The 24,068-nt window shown below is 72.9% G+C and carries 21 protein-coding genes; 11 read left to right on the plus strand and 10 right to left on the minus strand.

Translation table 11 applies throughout. The features are described 5' to 3' along the window. The first annotated feature begins 25 nt into the window (after positions 1-25). Both ACFFR3_RS43820 and ACFFR3_RS43825 read left to right on the plus strand, forming a co-directional pair. A complete protein-coding gene (locus ACFFR3_RS43820; protein ID WP_345400272.1) occupies positions 26-649 on the plus strand; it encodes a YoaK family protein in 624 nt (207 codons plus the stop codon). A 169-nt stretch (positions 650-818) separates the two neighbouring features. Next, positions 819-965, plus strand: coding sequence for a hypothetical protein (locus tag ACFFR3_RS43825; RefSeq protein WP_345400269.1), 147 nt, complete (start codon positions 819-821; stop codon positions 963-965). Here the strand turns inward: ACFFR3_RS43825 and ACFFR3_RS43830 are convergent, their stop codons facing one another. After that, positions 966-2,156: an aminotransferase class I/II-fold pyridoxal phosphate-dependent enzyme gene (locus tag ACFFR3_RS43830; protein WP_345400266.1), complete on the minus strand. Its 1,191-nt coding sequence runs from the start codon at positions 2,154-2,156 to the stop codon at positions 966-968. Between the two features lie 100 nt (positions 2,157-2,256). Between ACFFR3_RS43830 and ACFFR3_RS43835 the strand changes: the two genes are divergently transcribed. The 5 genes from ACFFR3_RS43835 (at position 2,257) to ACFFR3_RS43855 (ending at position 7,622) form a co-directional block, all read left to right on the plus strand. Next, positions 2,257-3,432: an acyl-CoA dehydrogenase family protein gene (locus ACFFR3_RS43835; RefSeq protein ID WP_345400263.1), complete on the plus strand. Its 1,176-nt coding sequence runs from the start codon at positions 2,257-2,259 to the stop codon at positions 3,430-3,432. 283 nt (positions 3,433-3,715) lie between these two features. After that, positions 3,716-6,295 carry a sensor histidine kinase gene (locus ACFFR3_RS43840; RefSeq protein WP_379485061.1) on the plus strand — a complete coding sequence of 860 codons (2,580 nt, stop codon included), beginning with the start codon at positions 3,716-3,718 and terminating at the stop codon, positions 6,293-6,295. After that, entirely contained in the window at positions 6,288-6,713 is a 426-nt protein-coding gene (locus ACFFR3_RS43845; protein WP_345400254.1) for a roadblock/LC7 domain-containing protein, read from the plus strand. Before ACFFR3_RS43840 ends, ACFFR3_RS43845 begins: the two co-directional genes overlap by 8 nt. Next, positions 6,710-7,060, plus strand: a complete 351-nt coding sequence (locus ACFFR3_RS43850; RefSeq protein ID WP_364369552.1) for a DUF742 domain-containing protein — start codon at positions 6,710-6,712, stop codon at positions 7,058-7,060. The genes ACFFR3_RS43845 and ACFFR3_RS43850 overlap by 4 nt, the downstream gene beginning before the upstream one ends. After that, the gene (locus ACFFR3_RS43855; RefSeq protein WP_364369549.1) at positions 7,041-7,622 is read left to right on the plus strand and encodes a GTP-binding protein; all 582 of its coding nucleotides are present in this window, start codon (positions 7,041-7,043) and stop codon (positions 7,620-7,622) included. Before ACFFR3_RS43850 ends, ACFFR3_RS43855 begins: the two co-directional genes overlap by 20 nt. A gap of 18 nt (positions 7,623-7,640) precedes the next feature. Here the strand turns inward: ACFFR3_RS43855 and ACFFR3_RS43860 are convergent, their stop codons facing one another. After that, complete coding sequence (locus ACFFR3_RS43860) at positions 7,641-8,570, minus strand: LysR family transcriptional regulator (protein ID WP_379485062.1); 930 nt, start codon at positions 8,568-8,570, stop codon at positions 7,641-7,643. Between the two features lie 113 nt (positions 8,571-8,683). Between ACFFR3_RS43860 and ACFFR3_RS43865 the strand changes: the two genes are divergently transcribed. Further along, positions 8,684-9,526, plus strand: a complete 843-nt coding sequence (locus ACFFR3_RS43865) for an SDR family NAD(P)-dependent oxidoreductase (protein WP_379485063.1) — start codon at positions 8,684-8,686, stop codon at positions 9,524-9,526. A 33-nt stretch (positions 9,527-9,559) separates the two neighbouring features. Here the strand turns inward: ACFFR3_RS43865 and ACFFR3_RS43870 are convergent, their stop codons facing one another. From ACFFR3_RS43870 to ACFFR3_RS43885, 4 genes are all read right to left on the minus strand, one after another. After that, positions 9,560-10,033 (minus strand): proteasome activator, encoded by a 474-nt coding sequence (locus tag ACFFR3_RS43870; RefSeq protein ID WP_364369541.1) that lies wholly within the window; start codon positions 10,031-10,033, stop codon positions 9,560-9,562. Between the two features lie 182 nt (positions 10,034-10,215). Beyond that, positions 10,216-11,931, minus strand: coding sequence for an ABC-F family ATP-binding cassette domain-containing protein (locus ACFFR3_RS43875; RefSeq protein WP_345400239.1), 1,716 nt, complete (start codon positions 11,929-11,931; stop codon positions 10,216-10,218). A 168-nt stretch (positions 11,932-12,099) separates the two neighbouring features. Beyond that, entirely contained in the window at positions 12,100-12,936 is an 837-nt protein-coding gene (locus ACFFR3_RS43880) for a hypothetical protein (RefSeq protein ID WP_379485064.1), read from the minus strand. A 132-nt stretch (positions 12,937-13,068) separates the two neighbouring features. Further along, positions 13,069-13,695, minus strand: coding sequence for a hypothetical protein (locus ACFFR3_RS43885; protein WP_379485065.1), 627 nt, complete (start codon positions 13,693-13,695; stop codon positions 13,069-13,071). A 124-nt stretch (positions 13,696-13,819) separates the two neighbouring features. On the opposite strand from ACFFR3_RS43885, the gene ACFFR3_RS43890 reads away from it, so the two are divergent. Beyond that, on the plus strand, positions 13,820-14,959 hold the full coding sequence (locus ACFFR3_RS43890) for an acyltransferase family protein (protein WP_379485066.1): 1,140 nt from the start codon (positions 13,820-13,822) through the stop codon (positions 14,957-14,959). Here ACFFR3_RS43890 and ACFFR3_RS43895 read toward each other — a convergent pair. Beyond that, positions 14,950-17,586 (minus strand): family 78 glycoside hydrolase catalytic domain, encoded by a 2,637-nt coding sequence (locus ACFFR3_RS43895; RefSeq protein WP_379485067.1) that lies wholly within the window; start codon positions 17,584-17,586, stop codon positions 14,950-14,952. The two genes, ACFFR3_RS43890 and ACFFR3_RS43895, sit on opposite strands and share 10 nt — an antisense overlap. 301 nt (positions 17,587-17,887) lie before the next feature. On the opposite strand from ACFFR3_RS43895, the gene ACFFR3_RS43900 reads away from it, so the two are divergent. Continuing rightward, positions 17,888-18,976 carry a LacI family DNA-binding transcriptional regulator gene (locus ACFFR3_RS43900; RefSeq protein ID WP_379485068.1) on the plus strand — a complete coding sequence of 363 codons (1,089 nt, stop codon included), beginning with the start codon at positions 17,888-17,890 and terminating at the stop codon, positions 18,974-18,976. Here ACFFR3_RS43900 and ACFFR3_RS43905 read toward each other — a convergent pair. The 3 genes from ACFFR3_RS43905 to ACFFR3_RS43915 are packed head-to-tail and all read right to left on the minus strand — an operon-like array spanning position 18,959 to position 22,436. Next, the gene (locus ACFFR3_RS43905; protein ID WP_364369522.1) at positions 18,959-19,615 is read right to left on the minus strand and encodes a TetR/AcrR family transcriptional regulator; all 657 of its coding nucleotides are present in this window, start codon (positions 19,613-19,615) and stop codon (positions 18,959-18,961) included. The genes ACFFR3_RS43900 and ACFFR3_RS43905 overlap by 18 nt on opposite strands. Continuing rightward, positions 19,612-21,513, minus strand: a complete 1,902-nt coding sequence (locus ACFFR3_RS43910; protein WP_379485069.1) for a sugar phosphate isomerase/epimerase and 4-hydroxyphenylpyruvate domain-containing protein — start codon at positions 21,511-21,513, stop codon at positions 19,612-19,614. The genes ACFFR3_RS43905 and ACFFR3_RS43910 overlap by 4 nt, the downstream gene beginning before the upstream one ends. Positions 21,514-21,536: 23 nt before the next feature. Continuing rightward, a complete protein-coding gene (locus ACFFR3_RS43915; RefSeq protein WP_345400224.1) occupies positions 21,537-22,436 on the minus strand; it encodes a shikimate dehydrogenase in 900 nt (299 codons plus the stop codon). A 209-nt stretch (positions 22,437-22,645) separates the two neighbouring features. On the opposite strand from ACFFR3_RS43915, the gene ACFFR3_RS43920 reads away from it, so the two are divergent. Beyond that, on the plus strand, positions 22,646-24,028 hold the full coding sequence (locus ACFFR3_RS43920; RefSeq protein WP_345400221.1) for an MFS transporter: 1,383 nt from the start codon (positions 22,646-22,648) through the stop codon (positions 24,026-24,028). Positions 24,029-24,068 lie beyond the last annotated feature (40 nt).

A 24,068-nucleotide genomic window follows, 5' to 3' on the forward strand; every position in this document is an offset into this window, starting at 1 on the left:
GGGGCCGGCGTCGGACGATGGGGGGATGCGATCCGTCCCTCGCCTGCCCGTGCTGACCATGGCGCTGGCCTCGGGAGCCGTCGACGCCTTCACCTTCCTCTCCCTGGGCCAGGTGTTCACCTCGAACATGACCGGCAACCTGGTGCTGCTGGGCGTGTCGGCGAGCCGGGGCAGGTTCGCCGACGCGGTGGGCTCGCTGGTGGCGTTCGTCGCGTTCACCTGCGGGCTGGCGCTGGCGTTCCGGTTCACCCGCGGGGCGCGCGGGTGGGCGGTGCGCACCAGGCTGACGGTGGCGGCGGAGGCGGGGCTGCTGGTCGGGCTGCTGACGGGGTGGGCGCTGTCGGGGCCGCAGCTCGTGCTGATCGCGACGGCCGCGCTGGCCATGGGCATGCAGAGCGCGGTGACGCACCGGCTGCACACGTTCATCGGCTCGACGACCTTCATCACGGGCGCGCTGACCAGCACGATCGCCCGCCACCTCACCCCGGGCACGGGGCCGCCGCACGGGCCCGAGCTGGTGGCGGTGCTGGGCGCGCTGGTGCTCGGCGCGGCCGGCGGCACGCTGCTGGTCGTCCTGCTCCCGCTGGCGGCGCCCGCGCTCGCGCTGCTCGCGGTGACCGTCACGCTGGCCGCCAGCGCGTACGCGTGACGCCTCATGGACGTCACCGCGTGGCGAGCAGGCAACGGCGGGATCCAGGTGGATGCCGCCGCCATGGACCCACACCCGGATGCCGAACGAGCGCGGCTCGCGCAGCCGGCCGCACCGGACGCGCCCTGGCGCAGGTGGGGCCCGTACCTGAGCGACATGGCGGGACCTCGTGCTGTTCCACGACTACTTCCACGACTACTTCCACGGGGACGACGGGGCCGGGCTGGGCGCGGCGCACCAGACGGGCTGGACGGCGCTGGTGGCGGTCCTCATGATCATGGGCGGGAGGTTGTCGGCGGCCGGCTTCCGTCCCTGATCAGGAGATCAGGCCCAGGCGGCGGCCGGCCACCGCGAAGGCGGTGGCGATGCGGTCGAGCTGGGCGTCGGTGTGCAGGGCCGTGGCGCTGACCCGGATCAGCGCCCGGCCCTCCGGCACGCTGGGCGGCACCATGGCGGTGGCGAAGACGCCCTCGGCGAACAGTTCCCGCCACAGCAGGCAGCACGGCACGATGTCGCCGACGTGGACGGGGATGATCGTGGTGGGCGAGCCGCCGGTGTCGTAGCCGAGCCCGGTCAGGTCGGCGCGCAGGCGGTCGGCGGCGGCCAGCGCGCGGCGGCGGCGCTCGGGCTCGGTCTCGATGATGTCGAGCGCGGCCAGGGCGGCGGCGGTGCTCGCCGGTGAGAGGGCCGCCGAGTAGACCATCGAGCGCGCGTGGTGGCGCAGGTAGACGATGACGTCGGCGGGCCCGGCGACCGCCCCGCCCGTCGTGCCGAAGCATTTGGAGAAGGCCAGCGTGTGCAGGTCCACGGCGCTCTCCAGGCCGAAGTGCTCGGCGGCGCCGCGGCCTGCCGCGCCTAACAGGCCGATGTCGTGGGCGCCGTCCAGGACGAGGCGCACGCCGTACCGGCGGGCCAGGGCGGCGGTGCCGGGCAGGTCGCAGAGCGTGCCGGTGGTGGAGAACATGCCCTCGGTGAGCACGAGCGCGGCGGCGGCCGGGTCGCAGCCGTCGAGCAGCCGGTCCAGCTGCTCCATGTCGTTGTGGCGGTAGCGGCGCAGGCGGGCGCGGGAGACCCGGACGGCGTCGATGAGCGAGGCGTGGATGAGCTGGTCGGCGAGGACGGTGTCGCGCGGCCCGGCCAGGGCGCCGAGCGCCATGTTGGCGAGGAACCCGCTCGGCGTCACCATGGCGGCCTGCTGCCCGAGGAACGCCGCCAGCCTCGACTCCAGCGTCTCGTGCAGTGCGAGCGAGCCGTTGACCAGGCGCGAGCCCGACGTGCCGGTGCCCAGGCGGCGCACCGCCCGGCAGGCGGCGTCCTTCAGCCTGGGGTCGGCCGAGAGCCCGAGGTAGTCGTTGGACCCGGCCGACACCAGCACCCGCCCGTCCACCAGCACCTCGCCGGTGACCAGCCGCTCCTCCACCGGCCGGTAGTACGGGTTGGCGCCCATCTCGGTGACCGGCTCGAAATCCTCATGGAGCCGGCACCTGGCGAACGCGTCGAGCATCATCACGACCCTTCTGCGCGGCGGCGTACCAGACGCGCGCCAGTCTGCCTCTTCTCGCGCTCCGGCGTCGTGTCGCGGGACGGGAGCCGGGTAGGGGGCGGCCATGTCGGAGCTGCTGACCGGAGACTTCTACCAGTTCGAGAGCCTGCTCGCCGACGACGAGCGGCGGATGCTGCTGCGGGTGCGCGAGTTCCTCAACGACAAGGTGGTGCCCATCGCCAACGACTGCTGGGTGCGCGCCGAGTTCCCGATCGACCTGGTCAAGGGGTACGCGGAGCTGGGCGTCGCCGGGCTCGCCCTGCCCGAGTGCCCAGGGTCGAAGCCGAGCGGCCTGCTCAGCGGGTTCCTGGCGCTGGAGATGGCGCACGCGGACCCGTCGATGGCGACGTTCTTCGGCGTGCACACCGGCCTGGCCATGGGCAGCATCGCCGCCTGTGGCTCGCCGGAGCAGCGCGAGCGGTGGCTGCCGGCGATGAGCAGGATGGAGCAGATCGGCGCGTTCGCGCTCACCGAGCCGGAGGGCGGCTCCGACGTCGCGGGCGGCATGCGGACGACGGCCTGCCGCGAGGGCGACACGTGGGTGCTCGACGGCGCCAAGCGCTGGATCGGCAACGGCACGTTCGCCGACCTGATCGTGGTGTGGGCCAAGGACGTCGAGGACGGGCAGGTCAAGGGATTCGTGGTGGAGAAGGGCACGCCCGGGTTCACCGCCACGAAGATCGAGAACAAGATGGCGCTGCGCACGGTGCAGAACGCCGACATCACGCTGCGGGGCTGCCGGGTGCCCGAATCCCACCGGCTGGCCGGCGCCTCCTCCTTCCGCGACACCGCGAAGATCCTGCGCAGGACCCGCAGCGGCGTCGCCTGGCAGGCGGTCGGCATCATGATCGCGGCGTACGAGATCGCGCTGCGCTACGCCGGTGAGCGCGAGCAGTTCGGCCGGCCGATCGCGGCGTTCCAGCTCGTGCAGGACCTGCTGGTCAAGATGCTGGGCAACGCCACCGCCTGCCTCGACATGGTGGTGCGGCTGGCGAGGATGCAGGACGACGGCGTCTACCGGGACGAGCACTCGGCGCTGGCGAAGGCGTACTGCACGTCGCGGATGCGGGAGGTGGTGGGCTGGGCGCGCGAGCTGCTCGCGGGCAACGGCATCATCCTCGACTACGACATCGCGCGGTTCGTGGCGGACGCGGAGGCGATCTACTCCTACGAGGGCACCCGGGAGATCAACACGCTCATCGTCGGGCGCGCGGTGACGGGGCACGGCGCGTTCGTCTGATCGTGATCGCTCATTTGACCGGTCCTGCGATCGGTCATTTGATCAATTACCCGGATTCGTCACTGTGCGTGGATGTGACGGCGGTCACGGTTCACGAATCGTGTGTTGACAAAGAGTCAACACGTCATTCGCGATGATTCTTCGCATCCGTACCTTGAAGTACATCTGCCCCATCGGCATAGTGGACGAACCACAAGCGCACCGGTCGTGGCGGGCAACCTCGGGGGCGGCAGCACGTCCACGACTGCCCGGCAGCGCACACTCGCGCGGAATTGGATGAAGGATGAGCTCGCCCCCGCCGATCCGTACCAAGCTGCTCAGGATCCTCCTGCTTCCGCTGGTCTCCATGGTGGCGTTATGGGGATTCATCGCTTATTCCAGTGTGGACGAGATCGCCGAGGTCTCTCAGACGCAGGACCGCTGGGAGGCCATCGGCTCGCCGCTGCTCCAGCTGATCGTCGAGCTGCAGCGCGAACGCCAGCTCTCCGCCGAGGCGCCCGGCAGCACGGCCGCGTACAAGCCGCTGGCCGAGCAGCGGCAGCAGACCGACGCCCAGGTCGGCAAGGTCCGCGAGATCGTCAGGACCATCATCGAGGGCGACAGCGACGCGACCCCGGCCCAGGTCGAGGCGATGGTGCAGGCCCTCGACGGGCTCCAGTCGCTGCGGGCCTCCGCCGACGGCGGCGTGCTGGCCCCGACGCTGACCATCATCGAGGCGTACAACAACCTCATCGCGGTGGTGAACCGGCAGTTCACCGACCGCGACGCGCTGAGCGACGTCTCCTCCTACCGCGCGGTGCGCGGCATGGCCGCCTTCAGCGCCACCGCCGAATACCTGTGGCGCGAGCACGCGGTGCTGACCAGCACGATCGCGCAGCGCAGGATGACCCCCACCGACCGCGCCGCGTTCGTGGCCGCCATGTCCAGCCGCCGGCTCCTCTTCGCCAACGCCGAGCGCGACGCCGGGCCCGAGCTGCGGGCCGCCTACGACCGGCTGGTGGCGAGCGAGCCCTACAGGCGCGTGGTCGCGGTCGAGGACGAGCTGTTCACGTTCGACACGGGCGGCGCGCCGCCGGTCACCGCCCGGGAGTGGAAGGGCGACGCCGAGGCCGTGCTGGGCCAGATCAACCAGGCCACGCAGGCCGAGCTGACGCGCGCCGCCGCCGAGGGCCAGAGCCAGAAGGTCGGCGCGTACTGGCGGATCGGGCTGGTCCTGCTGCTCGGGCTCGCGGCGGTGCTGGTGTCGCTGGCGCTGTCGTACCGGTTCGGCCGCTCGCTGGTCGACGAGCTGCTCCGGCTGCAACGGTCGGCCGTCGAGCTGGCCGAGCAGCGGCTGCCCCGACTCGTCGAGCGGCTGCGCCGCGGCGACGATGTGGACCCCGCCACCGAGGCCCCGGCCCTCGACCCGGCCGAGACCGCCGAGGTGGACCGCGTGGCGAACGCCTTCGCCGCCGTGCGCCGCACCGCCGTCGAAGCCGCCGTCGGCCAGGCCGCGCTGCGCAAGGGCGTCAGCCAGGTCTTCCTCAACCTGGCCCGGCGCAACCAGGCGCTGCTGCACCGCCAGCTCGCGCTCCTCGACACGATGGAGCGCAGGGTGGAGGAGCCCGAGGTCCTGGAGGACCTGTTCAAGCTCGACCACCTCACCACCCGCATGCGGCGGCACGCCGAGAACCTCATCATCCTGTCCGACTCCTCCCCCGCCCGCCGCTGGCGCGACCCGGTGCCGCTGTTCGACGTCGTACGCGCCGCCGTCCTGGAGGTCGAGGACTACACGCGGGTCACGGTCGCGCCCATGCCGGACGCGCCGCTGCTCGTCGGCGCCGCCGTCACCGACGTCATCCACCTCGTGGCCGAGCTGATCGAGAACGCCACCGTCTACTCTCCGCCCAACACCACCGTGCAGGTGCGCGGGGTGACGGCGGCCAACGGGGTGGCGCTGGAGGTCGAGGACCGGGGGCTCGGCCTGAACGACGCCACGCTCGCCGAGCTGAACGCCCGGCTGTCGGACACGCCGGAGTTCGACCTGGCCGACACCGACCGGCTGGGCCTGTTCGTGGTCGCCAGGCTCGCGACCCGGCACGGGATCAAGATCATGCTGCGGCGGTCGCCGTACGACGGGACCACCGCGATCGTCCTCCTGCCCGCCTCGCTGCTGGCCGAGGCCGAGCGCCCCGCGCTCACCGCCGGCGGGCAGCCCGCCCTCGGCACGTCGGCGTCGTCGGCGTCGTCGGCCTCGTCGCCCTCGTCGGCCTCGTCGGCCTCGTGGGGGCAGGGGACGAGCACCGCTCCCGAGCGGGGCACCTGGTTCGACGCGCCCGACCGTACGGGCGACCACGACCCGGTCTGGACGCCCGACCCGGCCTGGCTGTCCGGCGGCACCGCGCAGGATCCCATGCCTCCCTCCTCACCGGCCTCCTCACCGGCCTCCTCACCGGCCTCCTCGCCGGCCTCCTCGCCGGCCTTCTCACCGGCCTCTCCGGCGGCGCCCATGACCGGCTCGGTGCTCGGGCCCGGCACCGACGACGTGGAGCTGCCGATGCGGCGGCCCACCGGCGGCGCCAAGCCCACGCCGGTGCCCGGCTCCGCCAAGCCCGACGGCCGGCCGGAGGCGTGGAGCGTCACGGTGCCCGCCCAGGACGCCGACGAGGATCTCGACGGGCTGCCCATGCGGATTCCGCAGGCCAACCTGGCTCCCCAGCTCCGTGACTCGGGACGCGTGCACCGTCGCGTCGTCGCCGAGCGCACGCCGGAGGAGCTCGCACAGCTCATGTCGTCCATGCAACGCGGCTGGCAGCAGGGCCGCCGGCAGACGGGGCACGAGCACGACATGTGGAACCGAAAGGACGACCAATCCGATGCCTGACTCCAGAAGCGAACTGAGCTGGCTGCTCGACGACCTCATCCAGCGCGTGCCCGGCATCCGGCACGCCATCGTGCTGTCCGCCGACGGGCTGTCCATGGGCAGCTCCAGAGGCTTGACCAGGGAGGACGCGGAGCACCTGTCCGCCATCTCGGCCGGCAGCCACAGCCTCGCCATGGGAGCGGGACGGCACTTCGGGCTCGGCGGCGTACGGCAGACCATCATCGAGATGGAGGAGGGCTTCCTGTTCGTCACCGCCGCGGGGCAGGGCGCCCGGCTGGCCGTGCTCGCCACGGCGGACGCCGAGCTGGGCATGGTCACGTACGAGATGGCCCTGATGGTCAAGAGGGTCGGCGAGCACCTCTCCGCGCAACCGAGGGGAGCTGCACCGGCACCGGCCTGGAACGGTACGAGACAGTGAGCGGGGACGATCCAGGGCCGCTGATCCGGCTCTTCGGGCTGACCGGGGGCCGGGCGCGGCCCCAGGGCGAGACGTTCGACCTGGTGGCCATCGTCACCACGATCGGCGACGTCCCGGAACCCGCGGACCTCATCCCCGAGCACCGCGCCGTGCTGACGCTGTGCCGCAGGCCCACCCCCGTGGCCGACGTCGCGGCGCACCTGCGGCTGCCGCTCAACATCACCCGGGTCATCCTGGGCGATCTGCGCCGCGACGGCCTCGTCACCATCGACCGCCCACGCCCCGTCGCGCAGACGATCGACGAACGCATCTACAGGGAAGTGCTCCATGGGCTACGCAGTCTCTGAGGCGGGGACGGCGCCGGCCGTCCCCGCACTGGCCATCAAGATTCTCATCGCGGGTGGTTTCGGCGTCGGCAAGACGACCATGGTGGGCACGATCAGCGAGATCCGGCCGCTGCACACCGAGGAGCTGCTGAGCGACCGCGGCATCGGGGTGGACGACACCTCGGGCGTCGAGTCCAAGATCACGACCACGGTGGCGCTCGACTTCGGCCGGATCACGATCCGCGACGGGCTGTGGCTGTATCTGTTCGGCACGCCAGGTCAGGACCGGTTCTGGTTCATGTGGGACGAGCTCGCGCTCGGCGCGCTCGGCGCCGTCGTGCTCGCCGACACCCGCCGGCTGCAGGACTCCTTCCCCGCCGTGGACTACTTCGAGCAGCGCGGCATCCCGTTCGTGGTGGGGGTCAACTGCTTCGACGGCGCCCGCCGGTACGAGCCCGGCAAGGTGCGGCGGGCGCTGGGGCTGGGCGAGCACATCCCGATCGTGCTGTGCGACGTGCGGCGGCGCGACTCGGTCAAGGATGTGCTGACGACGCTGGTCACGTACGCGGTGAAGGGCATGTGACCGCACGGCGCGCGGCGTCTATGGTGTGGGCGCGGCGTCCCGCAGTGCTCCGGCGAGGTGGGCGGCGGGCTCGGGCAGCGGGCCCGGCAGCCTGGCCAGCAGGCAGCGGCGCTGTTCCTGGGGGCCGCCGCGTACCGGGAGCACCCGTACCCCGTCAGGGACGGCTTCCGCGAGCATCGCGGGCACCGTGGTCAGCCCCGCGCCCGCGGCCACCAGGCTGAGCTTGGCCAGCCAGTCGCGGGCCGAGTGCACGATCTCGGGACGCTCGTCCAGGCCGGGCCACGCGCCCATGCCGGTGCTGTCACCCGCTCCCCCGGCCGCCGCACTGCCTGGGCCGGCGATCCAGCGCTGCCCGTGCAGGTCGGCGACGTCGATGTAGTCGCCTCTGGCCAGCGGATGGGCGGCGGGGACGGCGACGCGCAGGCTCCGCTCGTACAGGACGCTCACCTCAAGGGCGGGGCTCTCGGCGTCGGGCGGACGGAACGGCGGCGCCGAGCCGAGCAGCGCGAGGTCGATCGCGCCCGCCCGGAGCGCGCGGACCAGCGACGGCGTGCTGCCCTCCCTGGTGTGCACGGTGATGGCGGGATGCCCGGCGCGCAGGGCCGCCAGCGCCCGGGGCACCAGGACGGCGCCCGCGCTGGCGAAGAAGCCGAGGCGTACGGTGCTGGGCTCGTCCGGCAGCCCGGCCAGCTCACGCGCGCCCGCGTCCACCTGGTCGACCACCACTGCGGCGTGGCGCAGCACGATCCGCCCCGCCGGGGTCAGCCGCACGCCGTCGTGGCGGCGCTCCAGCAGCTCGGCGCCCGCCGCGCGTTCGAGCGCGGCGATCTGGCGGGAGACGGCCGACTGCGTGTAGCCGAGCGCGGTGGCTGCGGCCGTGAGCGTGCCGCGCCCGGCCACCTCGCGGAAGACCCGTAGCGCGGTGAGCGACGCGTCGGTGAAGGCCATGAGGTTTACGCATACCATACTTGATGAACTTGCGCTGGCGGCATGGCCATCCGCCTCCCTAGGCTGGACGACCGGGAGCTCCCTCCATCCCTTTCCGATTGAGGAGCACTACAGTGAGCAACACCAAAGTCGCCCTGGTCACGGGCGCGACCCAGGGCCTCGGCCTGGCCCTCGTCGAGGGCCTGGCCCGCCGTCTTGGCCCTGGCGACACGGTCTACCTGACCGGCCGCGACCCGGAACGCGTCGCGAAGGCCGTCGCGCAACTGCCTGAGACCGCCGCCGAGGTACGCGGGGAGCTTTACGACGTCGCCGACCCCGGCGCCGCCACCCGCCTGGCCGATCTGCTGCGGGACCGGCACGGCGGCGTGGACATCGTCTTCGGCAACGCCGTCATGCGCGTCGGCCCCGACGACGACCCCGCCGCCGTGATCGACGAATACACCGAGGTCAACAACTTCGGCACCACCCGCCTGCTGCGCGCCTTCCTCCCGCTGCTGCGCGACGGCGGCCGGCTGCTCGTGGTCGCCAGCTCACTGGGCACCCTGCACCAGCTGGCCCCGGTGCTGCACGGCCGCTTCGACGGGTTGTCGTCGCTGGACGAGGTGGACGAACAGGTCGCGTCCTGGCGGGACGCGATCAAGGACGGCAGCGCCAAGGCCGGCGCCTGGCCGATGTTCATCAACATCCCCTCGAAGATCGCCCAGGTGGCCGCCGTACGAGTCCTGGCCGGGCAGCGCCGGCCCGAGGACACCCGCCGGGGCATCCTCCTGGCCGCGGTGTGTCCCGGCATGATGAACACCCCCACCTCAGGCCTGTGGTGGGACGTCACCGCCGCCGCTCTCCCCGCCGAGGCCGCCGTCCCGCTGCTTGACCTGGCGACGGGCCCGGTGCATCCCGGCCACTACGGCCGGCTGATCCGTCACGGCCGGGCTCTGCCCTGGTCACCGGCCGCCTGAGCCCCCGTGCCCGAGCTCCAGAGGTCCCCAGCTCTAGAGGTAAGGGCCGGTGCCGGGGGCGGTGGGCGGGCGGCCTGGGATGGGAGGAGAGCCGGGGAACTCGGGATGGGTGGCCTGCTGGAGCGACAGCCCCACCCTGATGCCCTGGAACACCCCTTCCAGCCATCCCACGAGCTGGCTCTGCGCGATACGGATCTCCCCCTGGGTCAGGGTGCCGGACGAGGTGGGCAGCAGCCGTTCCAGCTCCTCCCGCAACTCGGGCGCCACCGAGTCGCCGATCTCCGCGACGACCCGCGCGTGGATGTGCCCCAGCTGCTCGCGGGCGTGCTCGTCCAGCGGCAGCCCGCGGGCCTCGTCGAGCAGTGACCGGGCCATCGTGCTGACGCGCAGCAGCCGCGCCGGCTCCTTGACGCGCCCGATCTCGGCCTCCACCGCCGACTCCGCCTCCCGCGCCGCGTCGGGCGGGACGGGAGCTACCGGACGGTGGGGATCGGGTGTAGAGGTCATGTCGCCGTCCTGTCATCGCAGGTCGCCCCACGCGGGGGCGCGGTCTCCACCGTCCCCTGCCCAGGCACACGCCCCTCACGCCAGAGACCTCCGAGACAGAAGTGACACCCCCACCGGCCCCGCGCGCCACCCGCCGTTCCCGGGGGAAGAGCCGTGGGCAGGCTCTTCCCCCGGAGCGGGGGTCAGGCGAGGGTGATGAGGTCGGCGTAGTCGGCGTTCCAGAGGTCCTCGACGCCGTCGGGCAGCAGCAGGACGCGGTCCGGCGCCAGGGCTTCGACGGCTTCCTCGTCGTGGGTGACCATCACGACCGCGCCCTCGTACGCCGCCACCGCCGCCAGCACCTCGGCCTTCGAGGCCGGGTCGAGGTTGTTGGTGGGCTCGTCGAGCAGCAGCACGTTGGCCTGCGAGCTGACCAGCCCGGCCAGGGCGAGCCGGGTCTTCTCGCCGCCCGACAGCACCCCGACGGGTTTGTCCACGTCGTCCCCACCGAACAGGAACGACCCCAGGACGGTCCTGGCCTCGCCGTCGGTGAGGTGGGGCGCGGCGGCGGCGAGGTGGCCGGCGACGGTGTGGGCGGGGTCGAGGGTGTCGTGTTCCTGGGCGAAGTAGCCGAGCCGCAGCCCGTGGCCGTGCACCACCCGTCCTGAATCGGGCTGCTCCTGCCCGGCCAGGATCCTGAGCAGGGTGGTCTTGCCGGCGCCGTTCAGGCCGAGCACGACGAGGCGGCTGCCCCGGTCGATGGCCAGGTCCACGCCGGTCAGCACCGGCAGGCCGCCGTACGCCTTGGTCAGGCTGATCGCGCCGAGCGGCGTGCGGCCGCTGGGTGCGGGCTCCGGGAGCCGGATCCTGGCGACCTTGGCGGCGCGCCGTACGGGGCGGGTCTCGGCGAGCATGCGGTCGGCGCGGCGGGCCATGTCGCGGGCGCGTACGGCGGTGGACGAGCGGGAGCGCATCCGGTCGGCCTGGGCGTGCAGGGCGGCGGCCTTGCGCTCGGCGGCGGCGCGCAGCCTGGCCCTGCGCCGTTCCTCGGCGTCCCGTTCGGCGAGGTACGTCTCCCAGCCGCTGTTACGGATCTCCAGCGCGCCCGCCTCCAGGTGCCACACCCGGTTGACCACGTCGGCCAGCAGCCCGGTGTCGTGGCTGATGACGACGAGCCCGCCCGGGTAGCCGAGCAGGAACGTCCGCAACCACGCGATCGAGTCGCGGTCGAGGTGGTTGGTGGGCTCGTCGAGCAGCAGCACGCCTGGCTCGGCGAACAGCACCCTGGCCAGCTCCACGCGCCGCCGCTGCCCACCGGACAGCGTGCCGAGCGACTGGGTCAGCGCCCGATCGGGCAACCCGAGCCCGGCGGCGACCCGGGCCGCTTCCGCCTCGGCGGGATAGCCGCCGCGCGCTTGGAACTCGGCCTCGGCCCTGACGTAACGCGCCATCGCCCGCTCCGCTGCCTCCATCGCCCCGGAGGCAGTGCGCTCGGAAGCGACCCGCTCAGAGGCGGCGAGGTCGGAGGTGACGGGGTCGGAAGCGGCTGGGTCGGAAGCGGCTGGGTCGGAAGCGGCTGGGTCGGAAGCGGCCGACGCGGTTTCCGCGAGGGCCGTCTCGGCGGCGCGCAGGTCGCGGACCGCCGTGTCGAGGCCGCGGGCGGACAGGATGCGGTCGAGGACCGTGGTCGCGGGGTCGGCCGCCGCCGGGTCCTGGGGCAGGTAGCCCACGGGGCCCGTACGGACGATGTCGCCGGACGCGGGCTGGAGGCGGCCGGCGAGGGTCTTCATCAGCGTGGTCTTGCCGGCGCCGTTGCGGCCGACGAGGCCGATGCGGTCACCGGGGCCGACGTGCCCGGTCACACCGGACATGAGCAGGGAGGCGCCGGCGCGCACGGCGACGCCACGGAAGGTGAGCATGGGATGACGCTCCGGAAAAGCTAGAGGACACACGGGTGGCGTGGAAGCGGGTGTCCTGGCTAAGAGATCCGGGGCGTAGACATGCGGCCAGAATACGGGCGGGCCACGAAGGCCCGCCACGGGTTTTCGGGCCGCGGGCCGAAGGACGGTGCCGGCCGGCGGCGCGGGTCAGTTCCAGATGCCGGGCACCTGGGCCGGCGTCTCGTCCTTGACCTCGGTGCGGTCGATCACGTCGCCCTCCAGCGGGAGGAGGACCGTGACCTCGCGGCCCCAGTCGGTGTAGCGGGTGTCGGACTCGACCTGGACGGTGCTCTTGTCGATGGGCAGCACGGCCTTGGCGGCGATGCGCCGCACGAGGCCCTTGTCGCCGAACCAGATGGTGTAGCCGATCTTCCCGTCGCGCTTGGCGGTGAAGCGGGTGCCGTAGAAGGCGGCGAACGGCTTGGAAACCTTGGCGAGCTTGCCGGCCTTGACGCTGCCCTTGAGTATGCCGTCCTTCCACGAGGTACGGCCGGCGACGAGCGTCTTGAGCGTGGCCGGGTCGAGCGCCTCGACGACCAGGTTGCTGGGCGGCTGGACGACCTTGCGGTAACGCACCCAGCTCGTGCCCGGCGGCAGCGCCTGGTCGACGACGGGGCCGGAGACGTAGCTGACGCCGCCGGAGGAGAGCATGCGGACGGGCCCTTCCTGGAGGGCCTCGGTCTCGGCGGGGGCGGTCTTCTTCATGGTGCGCAGCAGTGCCGGGCTGTACTGCAGGGTGTGGGCCACGTCGGAGGCGACGGGCCCGCGCGGGCCGAAGCCGACCGTGCCGTCGAGGGCGGAGGTGGCCACCTGCCCGGCCTTGAAGGTCACCTTGGCGGTGGCCCGCAGGTTGACCGCCTTGCCCTGCCCTAACTGGGCCTGCAGTGCCTTGACCGGGTCGGTGGTGGGGGCGGCGTACGCGGGCATGGCGACGAACTGCGCCAGGCCCGCGACGGCGATCGCACCGATGAGGGTTCGCTTCATGAGGGTTTCCTTGGGAACGGTCCTGAAAGACGCGAACAATCTGGTGCATCTAAGATCGCGTCGTCAAGCCGGACCCGCGGATGCGGCATGGGAGTCGCGGGCGGAGATCACCGGGCTCCGCTGCGTGATCGTTCAGGCGGGGAAGTCCTTCGGGTTGACGTAGGTGGTCCTGGCGTTGCCGCCCTTGACCGGGTTGAGGGTGAGCGTCCAGGCGGTCGCGGTGCTGGAGGTCGTCCTGAAGCGCAGCTTGCTGGTGAAGCGCTGGTAGCTGGCCGCGCGGGTGAACCTGCCCTTGGAGACGCTGAAGCGGGTGCCGGTGGTGAAGTAGATGCGGTAGGTGCCGTCCCTGACGTCCCTGATGGTCGCGGTGGACTTGGCGCGTACGTAGATGCTGATCGCCTTCTTCTTGCCCTTGACCAGGGCGACGACGCCGTCACGTGACGTGCCGTTCTTGATCTTGAGCCGGCCGAGCCCGCCGCTGATGCGCTCGTAGAGTATGCGGCCGTTGCGCGGGCGCACAGCGGCCTGCTGGGCGGCCTGCTGGGCGGCCTGCTGGGCGGCCTGCTGGGCGGCCTGGTGGGCGGCCTGCTGGGCGGCCTGGTGGGCGGCCTGGTGGGCGGTCGGCGTCACGGTGGTGACGGCGGGCGCGCTCGCCACGGGGGCGGCGCTCGCGGGCGGGGTGGTCAGCAGGCCGCCGGCGAGGGCGACGGCGGCGACGGCGCTGGTACGAAGAGCTGCTCGGCCGGAGGGGCTTCTCACGATCACCATCTCCTTAGTGACGCGGGTCACGGCAAAGATAAGAGATCGAACGCGTGCGCGAAACCGAATATGCACGACGGGACTCGCCACGGCCTTTCGTGACCCATGGCCTAGACTGCGGCAGATGTTCCTGGCCCCCGCCCGGCTGGCCTGGCTGGACGCCCTGCGGGGGCCGGCAGCGCTGGCCGTCACCCTGCACCACGCCGGCTGGACGTTCATCCCCGCCGTCTGGGCGGAGGTTGACCGGCGCATCGACATGGGCACGTGGGGCGTGTTCGTGTTCTTCCTGGTCAGCGGCTACATCATCCCGGCGTCGCTGGAGCGCAAGGGCGACCTGCGCGCGTTCTGGACCGGGCGGGCCTTCCGGCTGCTGCCGCTGCTGCTGCTCGCCTGCGCGCTGATGCTCGGGCTGGCGCTGGCCGGCGTGCTGCCGGTGCCGGACTGCCTGGGCGACCGGCCGGCGGCGCTGGTCGTGCTCGGGAACGTGACGATGCTCCAGGAACTCCTGAACCTGCCGGCCGTCGTCAACGTCACCTGGACGCTGTCGTACGAGATGGCCTTCTACCTGATGTGCGTGGCGCTGTTCGCGGTGGGGCATGAGCGGCGGTCGGCGGGGATCGCGGTGGCGCTGGCGGTGCCGGCCGTGCCGCTCGGGCTGCTGCTGCCGAAGTCGGTGATCGGCGGGCGGGCCGACCTCCTGGCGGCGACGCTCGGCCTCGCGGTGGTCGCGGCCGTCGCGGTGACGGTGCTGGCCAGGGGCCGGTTGCGGACGGCGGGTGCGGTCGCGGGCGGGCTGCTGGGGCTGGCGCTGGTGGTGCTGGGCAGCAGGGGCGGCACGTGGCAGGGCGTGATCATCCTGGCCACGATGTTCGCGGGCACCGCGGTGTACCGGGCCGAGCAGGGCACGATCTCCTGGCGGGCCGCGATCACGGCGGTGCTGGTGGTGCTGGGCTGCGGCCTGCCCGCCAAGGACGACCCGGCGTGGGTGCCGGCGATCGTGCTGGCGTTCTGCACGTTCTGGCTGGCGTACCGGCTGCGCACGCGGACGTTCCCCGCCTGGCTGGCGCGGCTAGGCGTGATCAGCTTCTCCGTCTACCTGCTGCACCCGATCCTGCTGTACGTGCTCCCCGACCTGCTCGGCTACCTCCTCGTCCTGATCCCGCTGAGCATGCTGACCTACCACCTGGTCGAGGCGCCCGCCCAGCGGCTCGGCAAGCGCCTGGCGGGCCCGGCAGGACCGGGCCCGCACCGCGCTCAGCCCTGAAGCGCGCCGGTGAAGGTGTGCGTGCCCGCCCCCACCTCGGCGGGCCCGCCCTCGATCGGCAGGTCAAGCTCGGCGGTGGCGCCGGGCGGCACGGTGACGGTGACGGTCAGCTCGCCGCCGGCCCTGGTCCAGGCGACGCGGGCGGTCCCGTACGGGGTGTCGAGCGCCGCCTCCGCCTCGGTCAGCCCGCCGCCGGGACGTGGCGCGACGCGCAGCCGCCGGTAGCCGGGGGCCGCGGGGGCGAGGCCGGCGACCGTACGGTGCAGGAAGTCGGCCACCGCGCCCAGCGCGTAGTGGTTGAAGGAGGTCATCTCGCCCGGGTTGACGCTGCCGTCGGGCAGCATGCTGTCCCAGCGCTCCCAGATCGTGGTGGCGCCCATGGTGACCGGATACAGCCATGACGGGCATGCGCGCTGGGTCAGCAGCTCGTACGCGGTGCCGTACGCGCCGACCGCTGCCAGCGCGTCGCAGACCAGCGGCGTGCCCACGAAGCCCGTGCCGATGCGGTGCCCGTCGGCCGCGACCAGCTCGGCCAGCCGCCGCCCGGCCCGCTCGCGCTGCTCGGGCGTCTCCAGCAGGTCGAAGCAGATGGCGAGGGCGTGCGCGGTCTGGGTGTCGCAGGCCAGCCGCCCCGACGGCGTGACGTATTCGCGCCCGAACGCCGCCCGCACCTCCCCCGCCAGCCTCGCGTGGTCGGCCGCGTCGTCGTCGTGGCCGAGCAGCGCGGCCGTCTCGGCGACGAGGCGGGCCGTCCAGGCGTGGTAGGCGGTGGCGACCAGGGCGGGGTCCGTGCGTGCCTTGCCCGGCTTGTCGGGCGGCGCCGCCGGGTCGAGCCAGTCGCCCCACTGGAAGCCGGTGTCCCACAGGTGGCTCTCGCCCGCCCTTTCTGCGATGTGGTCCACCCACGCCTTCATGCTGGCGTACTGGGTGCGCAGCAGCCCGATGTCGCCGTAGCGCTGGTACAGCACCCAGGGCACGATGACGGCGGCGTCGCCCCACGCCGCGGCGGGCTCCGCGGGCATCAGCGGCACCCACGGCACGTAGTGCGGCACGGTGCCGAGCTTGGCCTGCTCGGCGGCGAGGTCGGCGAGCCAGGAGGCCAGCGGGCCCGCGCAGTCGTAGAGGAAGGCGGCGGTCGGCGCGAAGACCTGGAGGTCGCCGGTCCAGCCGAGGCGCTCGTCGCGCTGGGGGCAGTCGGTGGGCACGTCCACGAAGTTGCCGCGCAGGCTCCAGACGACGTTGTCGTGCAGGCGGTTGAGGTCGGGGTCAGAGCACCGGAACGTGCCGGTCGGCCGCAGATCGGTATGACACACGACCGCCTCGATCGCGGCCTCGACCCCGGTCCCGGCACCGTGGCCACCGCCGGCCTCGACCCCGGTCCCGGCGCCGTCGCCGGGCTCGGGCAGCGGGCCCGGCCAGCCGTCGATCTGGGCGTACCGGAAGCCGTGCATGGTGAAGCGGGGCTCCCACTCCTCGGGGACGTCGTCGCCGCGCAGCGTGTACGTGTCCGTGGCGGCGGCGTGGCGCAGTGGACGGAGGCTGAGCGCGCCGTTCTCCAGGACCTCGGCGTGGCGGAGGGTGATCGTCTGCCCGGCCGGACCCTGGACGCGGATGCGCAGCCGGCCGGTGACGTTCTGGCCGAAGTCGAGGATGGTCTCGCCGGACGGGCCTGTCAGCACCTGCCGTGGCCTCAGCGTCTCGACCCGGCGCACCGGCGGACCCGTCGGCGCGACGAGCCGGGCGGGGTCGTGGCCGAGCACGTCGGCGGGCGTCCAGGCGGCGGCTTCGAAGCCGGGCTCCGACCAGCCCTGGGGCAGCAGGCGGGCGTCGTACCGCTCGCCGTCGTACAGGCCGGCGGCGGTGATCGGGCCCGTGGCGCAGCGCCAGTGCTCGTCGGTGACGACCAGGTCGGTGCCGCCGTCCTCGTAGGTGACCTCCAGCTGGGCGATGAGCGCGATGCGGTCGCCGTAGATGGCGGTCTTGCCGCCGCCGAAGCCGATGCGGCCGCGGTACCAGCCGTCGGCCAGGGTGGCGCCGATCGCGTTGGGGCCCTCGCGCAGCAGGGCGGTGACGTCGTGGGTGCGGTAGCGCAGCCGCCGGTCGTAGCTGCTCCAGCCGGGGGCGAGCACGTCGTCGCCGACGGTCCGGCCGTTCAGCTCGGCCTCGTACAGGCCGTGGGCGGTGACGTACAGGCGGGCGCGCGCGACGGGGCCGCGCAGGGTGAAGTCGCGGCGCAGCAGCAGGGCGGGGCCGTCGGGCGGGCCGAGCAGGCCGCGCGGTGGCGCGGCGGCCCCCGCCTGCCAGTCGGCGGCCTCCAGCAGGCCGGTCTCGACCGCCGCCCAGTCGCTCCAGCCGCCGGTGGAGCCGTCGGCGCCGTGCACGCGGACGCGCGCCTCGCGCCGCTCGCGCGACCCGAGCGGCGCGCCCGGCCAGGGCACGAGCACCGACTCCCCCGACTCGACCCGCCAGGCCGCCGTGCCGGACGCGTCGCGGATCTCGATCTCGTACGCCGCCTGCGTCCAGCCGGGCGCGTCGGTGGTCGTGGTCCAGGACAGTCGTGGGCGGCTCTCGCCGATGCCGAGCGGGTCGCGGTGGTGCTCGAAGGCAGGTGGTGTGACGTGTAGCAAGGCGCTCCTTCTGGTCAGGCCTGGATGGCCCCGGCGGTCGTCGCCGGCCACGATCACGCGGAAGAGGCGGTCGTTGTTGAAACGTTTTAACACCCTGACGCGAGCCAACGTAAACCGCCGCGCGCCGGCGCGTCAAGACGTCCCTTGGGGAACGTTGTCCACGATTGTTCCCAGCTCCAGCACCAGATCGAAGGCTTGAACAGAGCGGCCAGGGCATCGTTGCTCATCAGGCTGCCGGAGTGCGCGAGGGCTCCTACACTCGTCACCGACGAGCGGTGACGCGGGCGGGAAGGCGGAACACATGGCCGGACACATGGCCGGACACAGGGCGGGCCACAGGCCGGAGCGCGAGCCCAGGCGCCGGGTGACGATCGCGGACGTCGCCCGCCACGCCCAGGTGTCCACCACCGCCGTCTCCAAGGTCCTGCGCAACGCCTACGGCGCCAGCCCCGCCATGCGCGACCGGGTCAAGGCCGCCATCGAGGAGCTGGGCTACCGGCCCCACGCGGCGGCGCGGGCCATGCGCGGGCGCACGTTCACGATCGGCGTGCTGATCCCCCACGTGCGCAACCCGTTCTTCGCCGACGTGCTCGACGGCGTCGGCGAGCAGCTCGGCGGCAGCGGCTACCAGGCGATCCTCGTGCAGGGCGGCAGCACCGACCTGGCCGCCGAGAGCCGGGCCGTCGAAGCGCTCATCGACCGGCAGGTCGACGGCATCCTGATGATCGCGCCGATCACCCCGAAGTCGCGGCTGGAGGAGGTGGCCGGGGAGATGCCGCTCATCGTGCTCGGCCGCCACGAGCGCTCGTCGGCGTACGACGCGGTCTTCGACGACGACGACGCCGGCACCGAGCTGGTCGTGCGCCACCTCATCGAGCTGGGCCACCGCCGCATCGGCCACATCTCGCAGCGCAACGCGGGCCGCGGCAAGCCGGTCGCGCTGCCGCACCTGACCAGGGCCGAGACGTACCGCAGGGTGATGACCGAGCACGGGCTGGAAGGCGAGATCGCGATCGCCACCACGAGCTGGACCGAGGAGGGCGGCTACGACGGCACGCGCGAGCTGCTGGCCCGCTCGCCCCGGCCGACCGCGATCTTCGCGGGCGCCGACCAGGCGGCGTTCGGCGCGCTGTCGGCGCTGCACGAGGCGGGGCTGTCGGTGCCCGGTGACGTCTCGGTGGCCGGTTACGACAACACCCGGCTGGCGGCGATGGCCAACATCTCGCTGACCAGCGTCGACCAGGACGGCACGCTCATGGGCAGGACGGCGGCCCGGCTGCTGCTCGAACGCGTCGAGGGGCGCACGGCCGCGATGCGCTTCTCCGTCACGCCTGCCCTGGTGCCCCGGCTGTCCACCGGCCCCGCGCCCGGGTCAGGGGCGGGCGCCTGAGCCGCACAGGTAGCCGACCGTCATCTCGCCGACCATCCGCCGCAGCCGGTCGCGATGCCCGGGCGCGGTCATGTCGCGCCCGAACAGCGCACCGAACGTGTGCTGGTTGGCCACCCTGAAGAAGCAGAACGCGCTGATCATCATGTGCACGTCGATGGCGTCGGCCTCGGTGACGAAGTCGCCGGAGGCCCGCCCCGCCTCCAGGATGCGGGTGATGAGGTCGAGCACCGGCGCGCCCAGGCCGGCCAGCGCCTCCGACTTGCGGATGTGCTCGGCCTGGTGGATGTTCTCGATCGCGACGAGCTTGATGAAGTCGCGGTGGGCGTCGTGGTGGTCGAACGTCAGCTCCGCCAGCGTGCGGATGGCCTCGACGGGCGCCAGGTGCTCGACGTCGACCGTGCGCTCGACCGCCCGCACCTCGGCGTACGCCTTCTCCAGGACGGCGATGTAGAGCCGTTCCTTGCTGCCGAAGTAGTAGTAGATCATGCGCTTGGTGGTGCGCATGCGGGCCGCGATCTCGTCGACCCTGGCCCCGGCGTAGCCGTAGCGGGCGAACTCGCGCTGGGCGACGTCGAGGATCTCCGCCCGCGTGCGGTCGGCGTCCCGCCGGCGCTCGGCGGTGGCGGGGGTCGAGGTCATTCGCTCATCATAGGCGGCTCTGTCCGGCTTCCGTGGTGCTGGGCGGCGAGGCGGATGGGGGCGTTGACCGCGCCGTAGCCTGCGTAGCCGTCGATCCGCTGGACGATCTCGAAGAACACCCGGCCTACGGTGACCGTGTAGAGGTGCAGGAACGCGCCGCCGTTCGGGTCGCGGTCGTACAGGACGCCCAGCTCCCGCAGCTCCGGCGGCACGTCGTGGCGGGCCTCCAGGTCGTCGTAGTAGTTGGCGGGGATCGGCAGCAGCAGCTCGGGGTGCTCGGCGCGCAGTCTGCGGGCCACGGCGAGCACGTCAGCGCCGGCCAGCGCCACGTGCTGGGGTGGCGGCTGGCCGGCGCCGACCTGGGCCAGGTTGAGCACCATGCGTACCCCGGGCTCCTGCGGGGTGGACCCCGGCGGAGTGGACCCCGGCGGAGTGGACATCGGCGGAGTGGACATCGCGCGGCTGCGCACCAGCCCGTACGGGTCGGGCACCTCCAGGCTCTCCTGCGGCTGCAGCCCGAGCACGCCCCGGTAGAACAGCGCGGCCTCGTCGAAGTAGTGCGGCGGCTGGGCCAGCGCCACGTGGTCGATGTGGGTGATCCCCGTGGCCCCCGTGGCCCCCGTGCCGCCGGTCCCCTCGGGCGCGAAGTCGGCGAGCCAGGCGTCGTCGCAGAAGAAGATCTCCGTGCCGTCGGGCGCGGCGACGGCGTGCAGTGGCGCGTCCTGCGGGGCGCGCTCGCGCGGCAGTACGGGCGACAGCAGCGACTCGGCGTGCGCGACGGCCCGTCCGGGGTCGGGGTTGTCGAGCCCGATCGCCACCAGCCCGGGACCCGCGCCGGCCGCGTGAGCCGGTCCCGCACTCGCAGCCGCCCCAACGACCGGCCCCGGACTCACCGCGCCGGCCGGCTCCGGCCCTGTGCCGGTGGCGTTGACCAGCAGGCGGGCCGCGCCCTGGGACCACAGCTCGACCGGCTTGCCCCTGTGCCTGCCCGTACGGGCGAAGCCGAGGGCGGGGAGGACGCCGTTCAGCGAGCCGGTGCCGGACAGCTCCGCGAAGGCGAACCCCGACGGCACGGACGGGTGCGCCACCCCCTGAAGCTGCCTCTCCAGCGCGATGAGCGAACGCATGCCGTCGCGCGCGGTCCGCCCGGTGCCGGCCTGCCGGAAATGGTCGTTGAACACCTCCAGCGACAGCGGCCCCACGTACCCGGCGTTCAGCGCGTGCCTGACCAGCCCCGCGACGTCGAAGCCGCCCTGTCCTGGGAAGCAGCGGTGGTGGCGGCTCCACTGGAGCACGTCCATGGCGAGCAGCGGCGCGTCGGCGAGCTGCAGGAAGAAGATCTTCTCGCCGGGGATGGCCTCGATGCCGAGCGGGTCGGAGCCGCGCGACAGGATGTGGAAGCTGTCCAGGCAGGTGCCCAGGTTGGGGTGGTCGGCCTGGCGGACGATGTTCCAGGCGTGCAGGTACTCGTTGACGTGCCGGCCCCAGGCCAGCGCCTCGTACGCGACGCGGATGCCGTGCCCGGCGGCCCGCTCGGCGAGCAGCCGCAGGTGCTCGGCGGCCAGCCCGTCGTCGCCGATCGTCTCGGGCGAGACGTTCGAGCAGACCAGCAGCAGGTCGGCGCCGAGCCGCCGCATCAGCCGGAACTTGTGCTCGGCCCGCTCCAGGTTGGCCCGCAGGCGGGCGCGCGGCACGCCTTCGAAGTCGCGGAACGGCTGGTAGAGGTCGATGGTGAGCCCCAGGTCCGCGGCTCTGGCGCGGATCTCCTCGGGCGGGAGCGGACAGGCGAGCAGGTCGTTCTCGAAGATCTCCACCCCGTCGAATCCGGCCGCCGCCACCGCCGTCAGCTTCTCCGTCAGCGTGCCGCTCACCGAGACGGTGGCGATCGACTTGCGCATGGCTTCTCCTCGTGCCGGGGCGGTCAGGTGAGTTCGGTCAGGTGGGCGAGCATGCGTTCGGCGTCGGGGGTGCGCCCGGTGAACAGGCGGAAGGCGTGCGCGGCCTGGAAGACGACCATGCCGCCGCCGTCGAGGGTCCGGCAGCCGAGCGCCCTGGCCCGCTTGAGCAGCTCGGTCTCCAGCGGCCGGTAGACGATGTCGGCCACCCACAGGCCGGGACGCAGCAGCTCGGCCGGCAGCGGCAGCCCCGGGTGATGCGCCATGCCGGTGGGCGTGGCGTGCACCAGGCCGTCCGCTTCGGCGAGCAGCGCGGGCAGGTCGCCGGTGCCGCTTGGGCGGGCGCGGCCGACCCTGTGGTGGTCGGCGTGGTGGTCGGCGTGGTGGTCGGCGTGGTGGTCGGCGTGGCGGTCGGCGTGGCGGGCCGCGAGCCGGTCGGCCAGCGCGGCGGCTCTGGCGGGGTCGGCGTCCACGATCGTCAGCACGTCCACGCCGAGGGTGAGCAGCGCATACGCGACCGCCGCGCCCGCGCCGCCCGCCCCGAGCTGGACGACGTGGCGGGTGGCCGCGCCCGGCAGGCCCCGGGTGAACGACTCGGCGAAGCCCGTCCAGTCGGTGTTGTGCCCGACGGCGCGCTCGCCGTCGAAGACGACCGTGTTGACCGCGCCCAGCATGGCGGCGTCGGGCGACAGCTCGTCCAGATGCGGGATGACGGCCTGCTTGCAGGGGTGGGTGATGTTGAGCCCGTTGTAGCCGAACCGGCGGGCCGTACGCAGCAGCTCGCCGACGTCGTCGCCGAGCCGGTCGGTGTCGAGCAGCCGGTAGACGTAGCGCAGGCCGTGGTGCGCGGCCTCGCGTTCGTGCAGCGGCGGGCTGAGCGAGGGACCGATGCCCGAGCCGATCAGCCCGGTCAGGTACGAGGTCATGCGGCGCTCCCCGATCAGCAACGTACGGACTAGTGAGTTCGTTATAACCCACCACCCGCGCCCGCGGGAAGCCGTCCTTGACATGTGACGCGCGCCACGTCAGCATTGCTCCCACATTAATTAACTATCTAGTTCGTAAAACACGGGTAACCGGCGCCGGGGGCCGCCACCACCACGCTCACCGAGGAGCCAGAGCCCGAGGAGCTCACGTGACCGACAACGCACCAGGCAACTCCCCAGGCAACTCCCCAGGCAACTCGCCAGGCAGCCCCCTCGGCAGGGGCACGCCGCGCAAGGCCGCCATCGCCGCCTGGATCGGCAGCGCGCTCGAGTACTACGACTTCTTCATCTACGGCAGCGCCGCCGCGCTGATCTTCGGCCGGGTGTTCTTCGACGACTCCGACCCGGCGACCGCCACCCTCCAGTCGCTGGCCAGCTTCGGCGTCGCCTACGCGGCCCGGCCGGTGGGCGCGTTCTTCCTGGGGCACGTCGGCGACCGGTTCGGCCGCAAGAAGATCATGGTGTTCACGCTCGTCCTCATGGGGCTGTCGACGTTCCTCATCGGCTGCCTGCCCACCCGCGACCAGATCGGCGGGGCCGCGCCCGTCCTGCTGGTGCTGCTGCGCATCATGCAGGGGCTGTCGGCGGCGGGCGAGCAGGCCAGCGCCAACTCCATGACCCTCGAACACTCCCCCGCCGACCGGCGCGGCTACTTCACCAGCTTCACCCTGAACGGCACCCAGTTCGGGCAGATCCTGGCCACGTTCGCGTTCATCCCGGTCGCCGCCCTGCCCGAGGAGCAGTTGCTGACCTGGGGCTGGCGGGTGCCGTTCTGGCTGAGCGTGGCGGTGGCGGTGGCCGGGTGGATCATCAGGCGGCGGCTTGAGGAGACGCCGGCGTTCGAGGAGGAGGTGGCCGCGGGCACCGTCCCGCGCATGCCGCTCGCCGTGCTCTTCCGCGACCACTGGAGCAGCGTGCTGCGGGTGGTGTGCGCGGCGCTCATCGCCACCGTCAGCACGATCTTCACGGTCTGGGCGCTCAACTACGCCACGAGCGACGAGATCGGGCTCGACAACGCCACCATGCTCTGGGTCGGCGTGGCCGCCAACGCCGTCGCGCTCGTCGCGATCCCGCTGTGGGCGCGGCTGTCGGACCGGATCGGGCGCAAGCCGGTGTTCCTCATCGGCGCTGTCGGCAGCCCGATCATGATCTTCGCCTACCTGGCGGCCATCAACTCGGGCAGCTATCCGCTGGTGTTCCTCGTCGGCATCCTCACGCTCGGCGTCGTCTACAGCGCCTCGAACGGCATCTGGCCCGCTCTGTACGGCGAGATGTTCAGCACCCGCGTACGTCTGTCCGGCATGGCCATCGGCACCCAGATCGGCTTCGCCATCGCCGGGTTCGCCGTGGCCTCCGCCGCCGGGATTGTCTCCCCCGACGGCTGGCTCGGGCTGCAGGGGTGGACCGGGGTCGGGGTGTTCACCGCGATCCTGTGCGCGATCAGCGCGGTCGCGGTGGCTACGGCGCGGGAGACGTACCGGGTGCCGACGGAGGAGCTCGGCCGGACACCCGCCCCGGCCCCGGCCCGCTGACCATCTGTTCGGGCGGCGCGGGACCGCCGGCTCAGCCCGC

The organism is Nonomuraea salmonea (genome assembly GCF_042428605.1).
Taxonomy (GTDB): domain Bacteria; phylum Actinomycetota; class Actinomycetes; order Streptosporangiales; family Streptosporangiaceae; genus Nonomuraea; species Nonomuraea salmonea.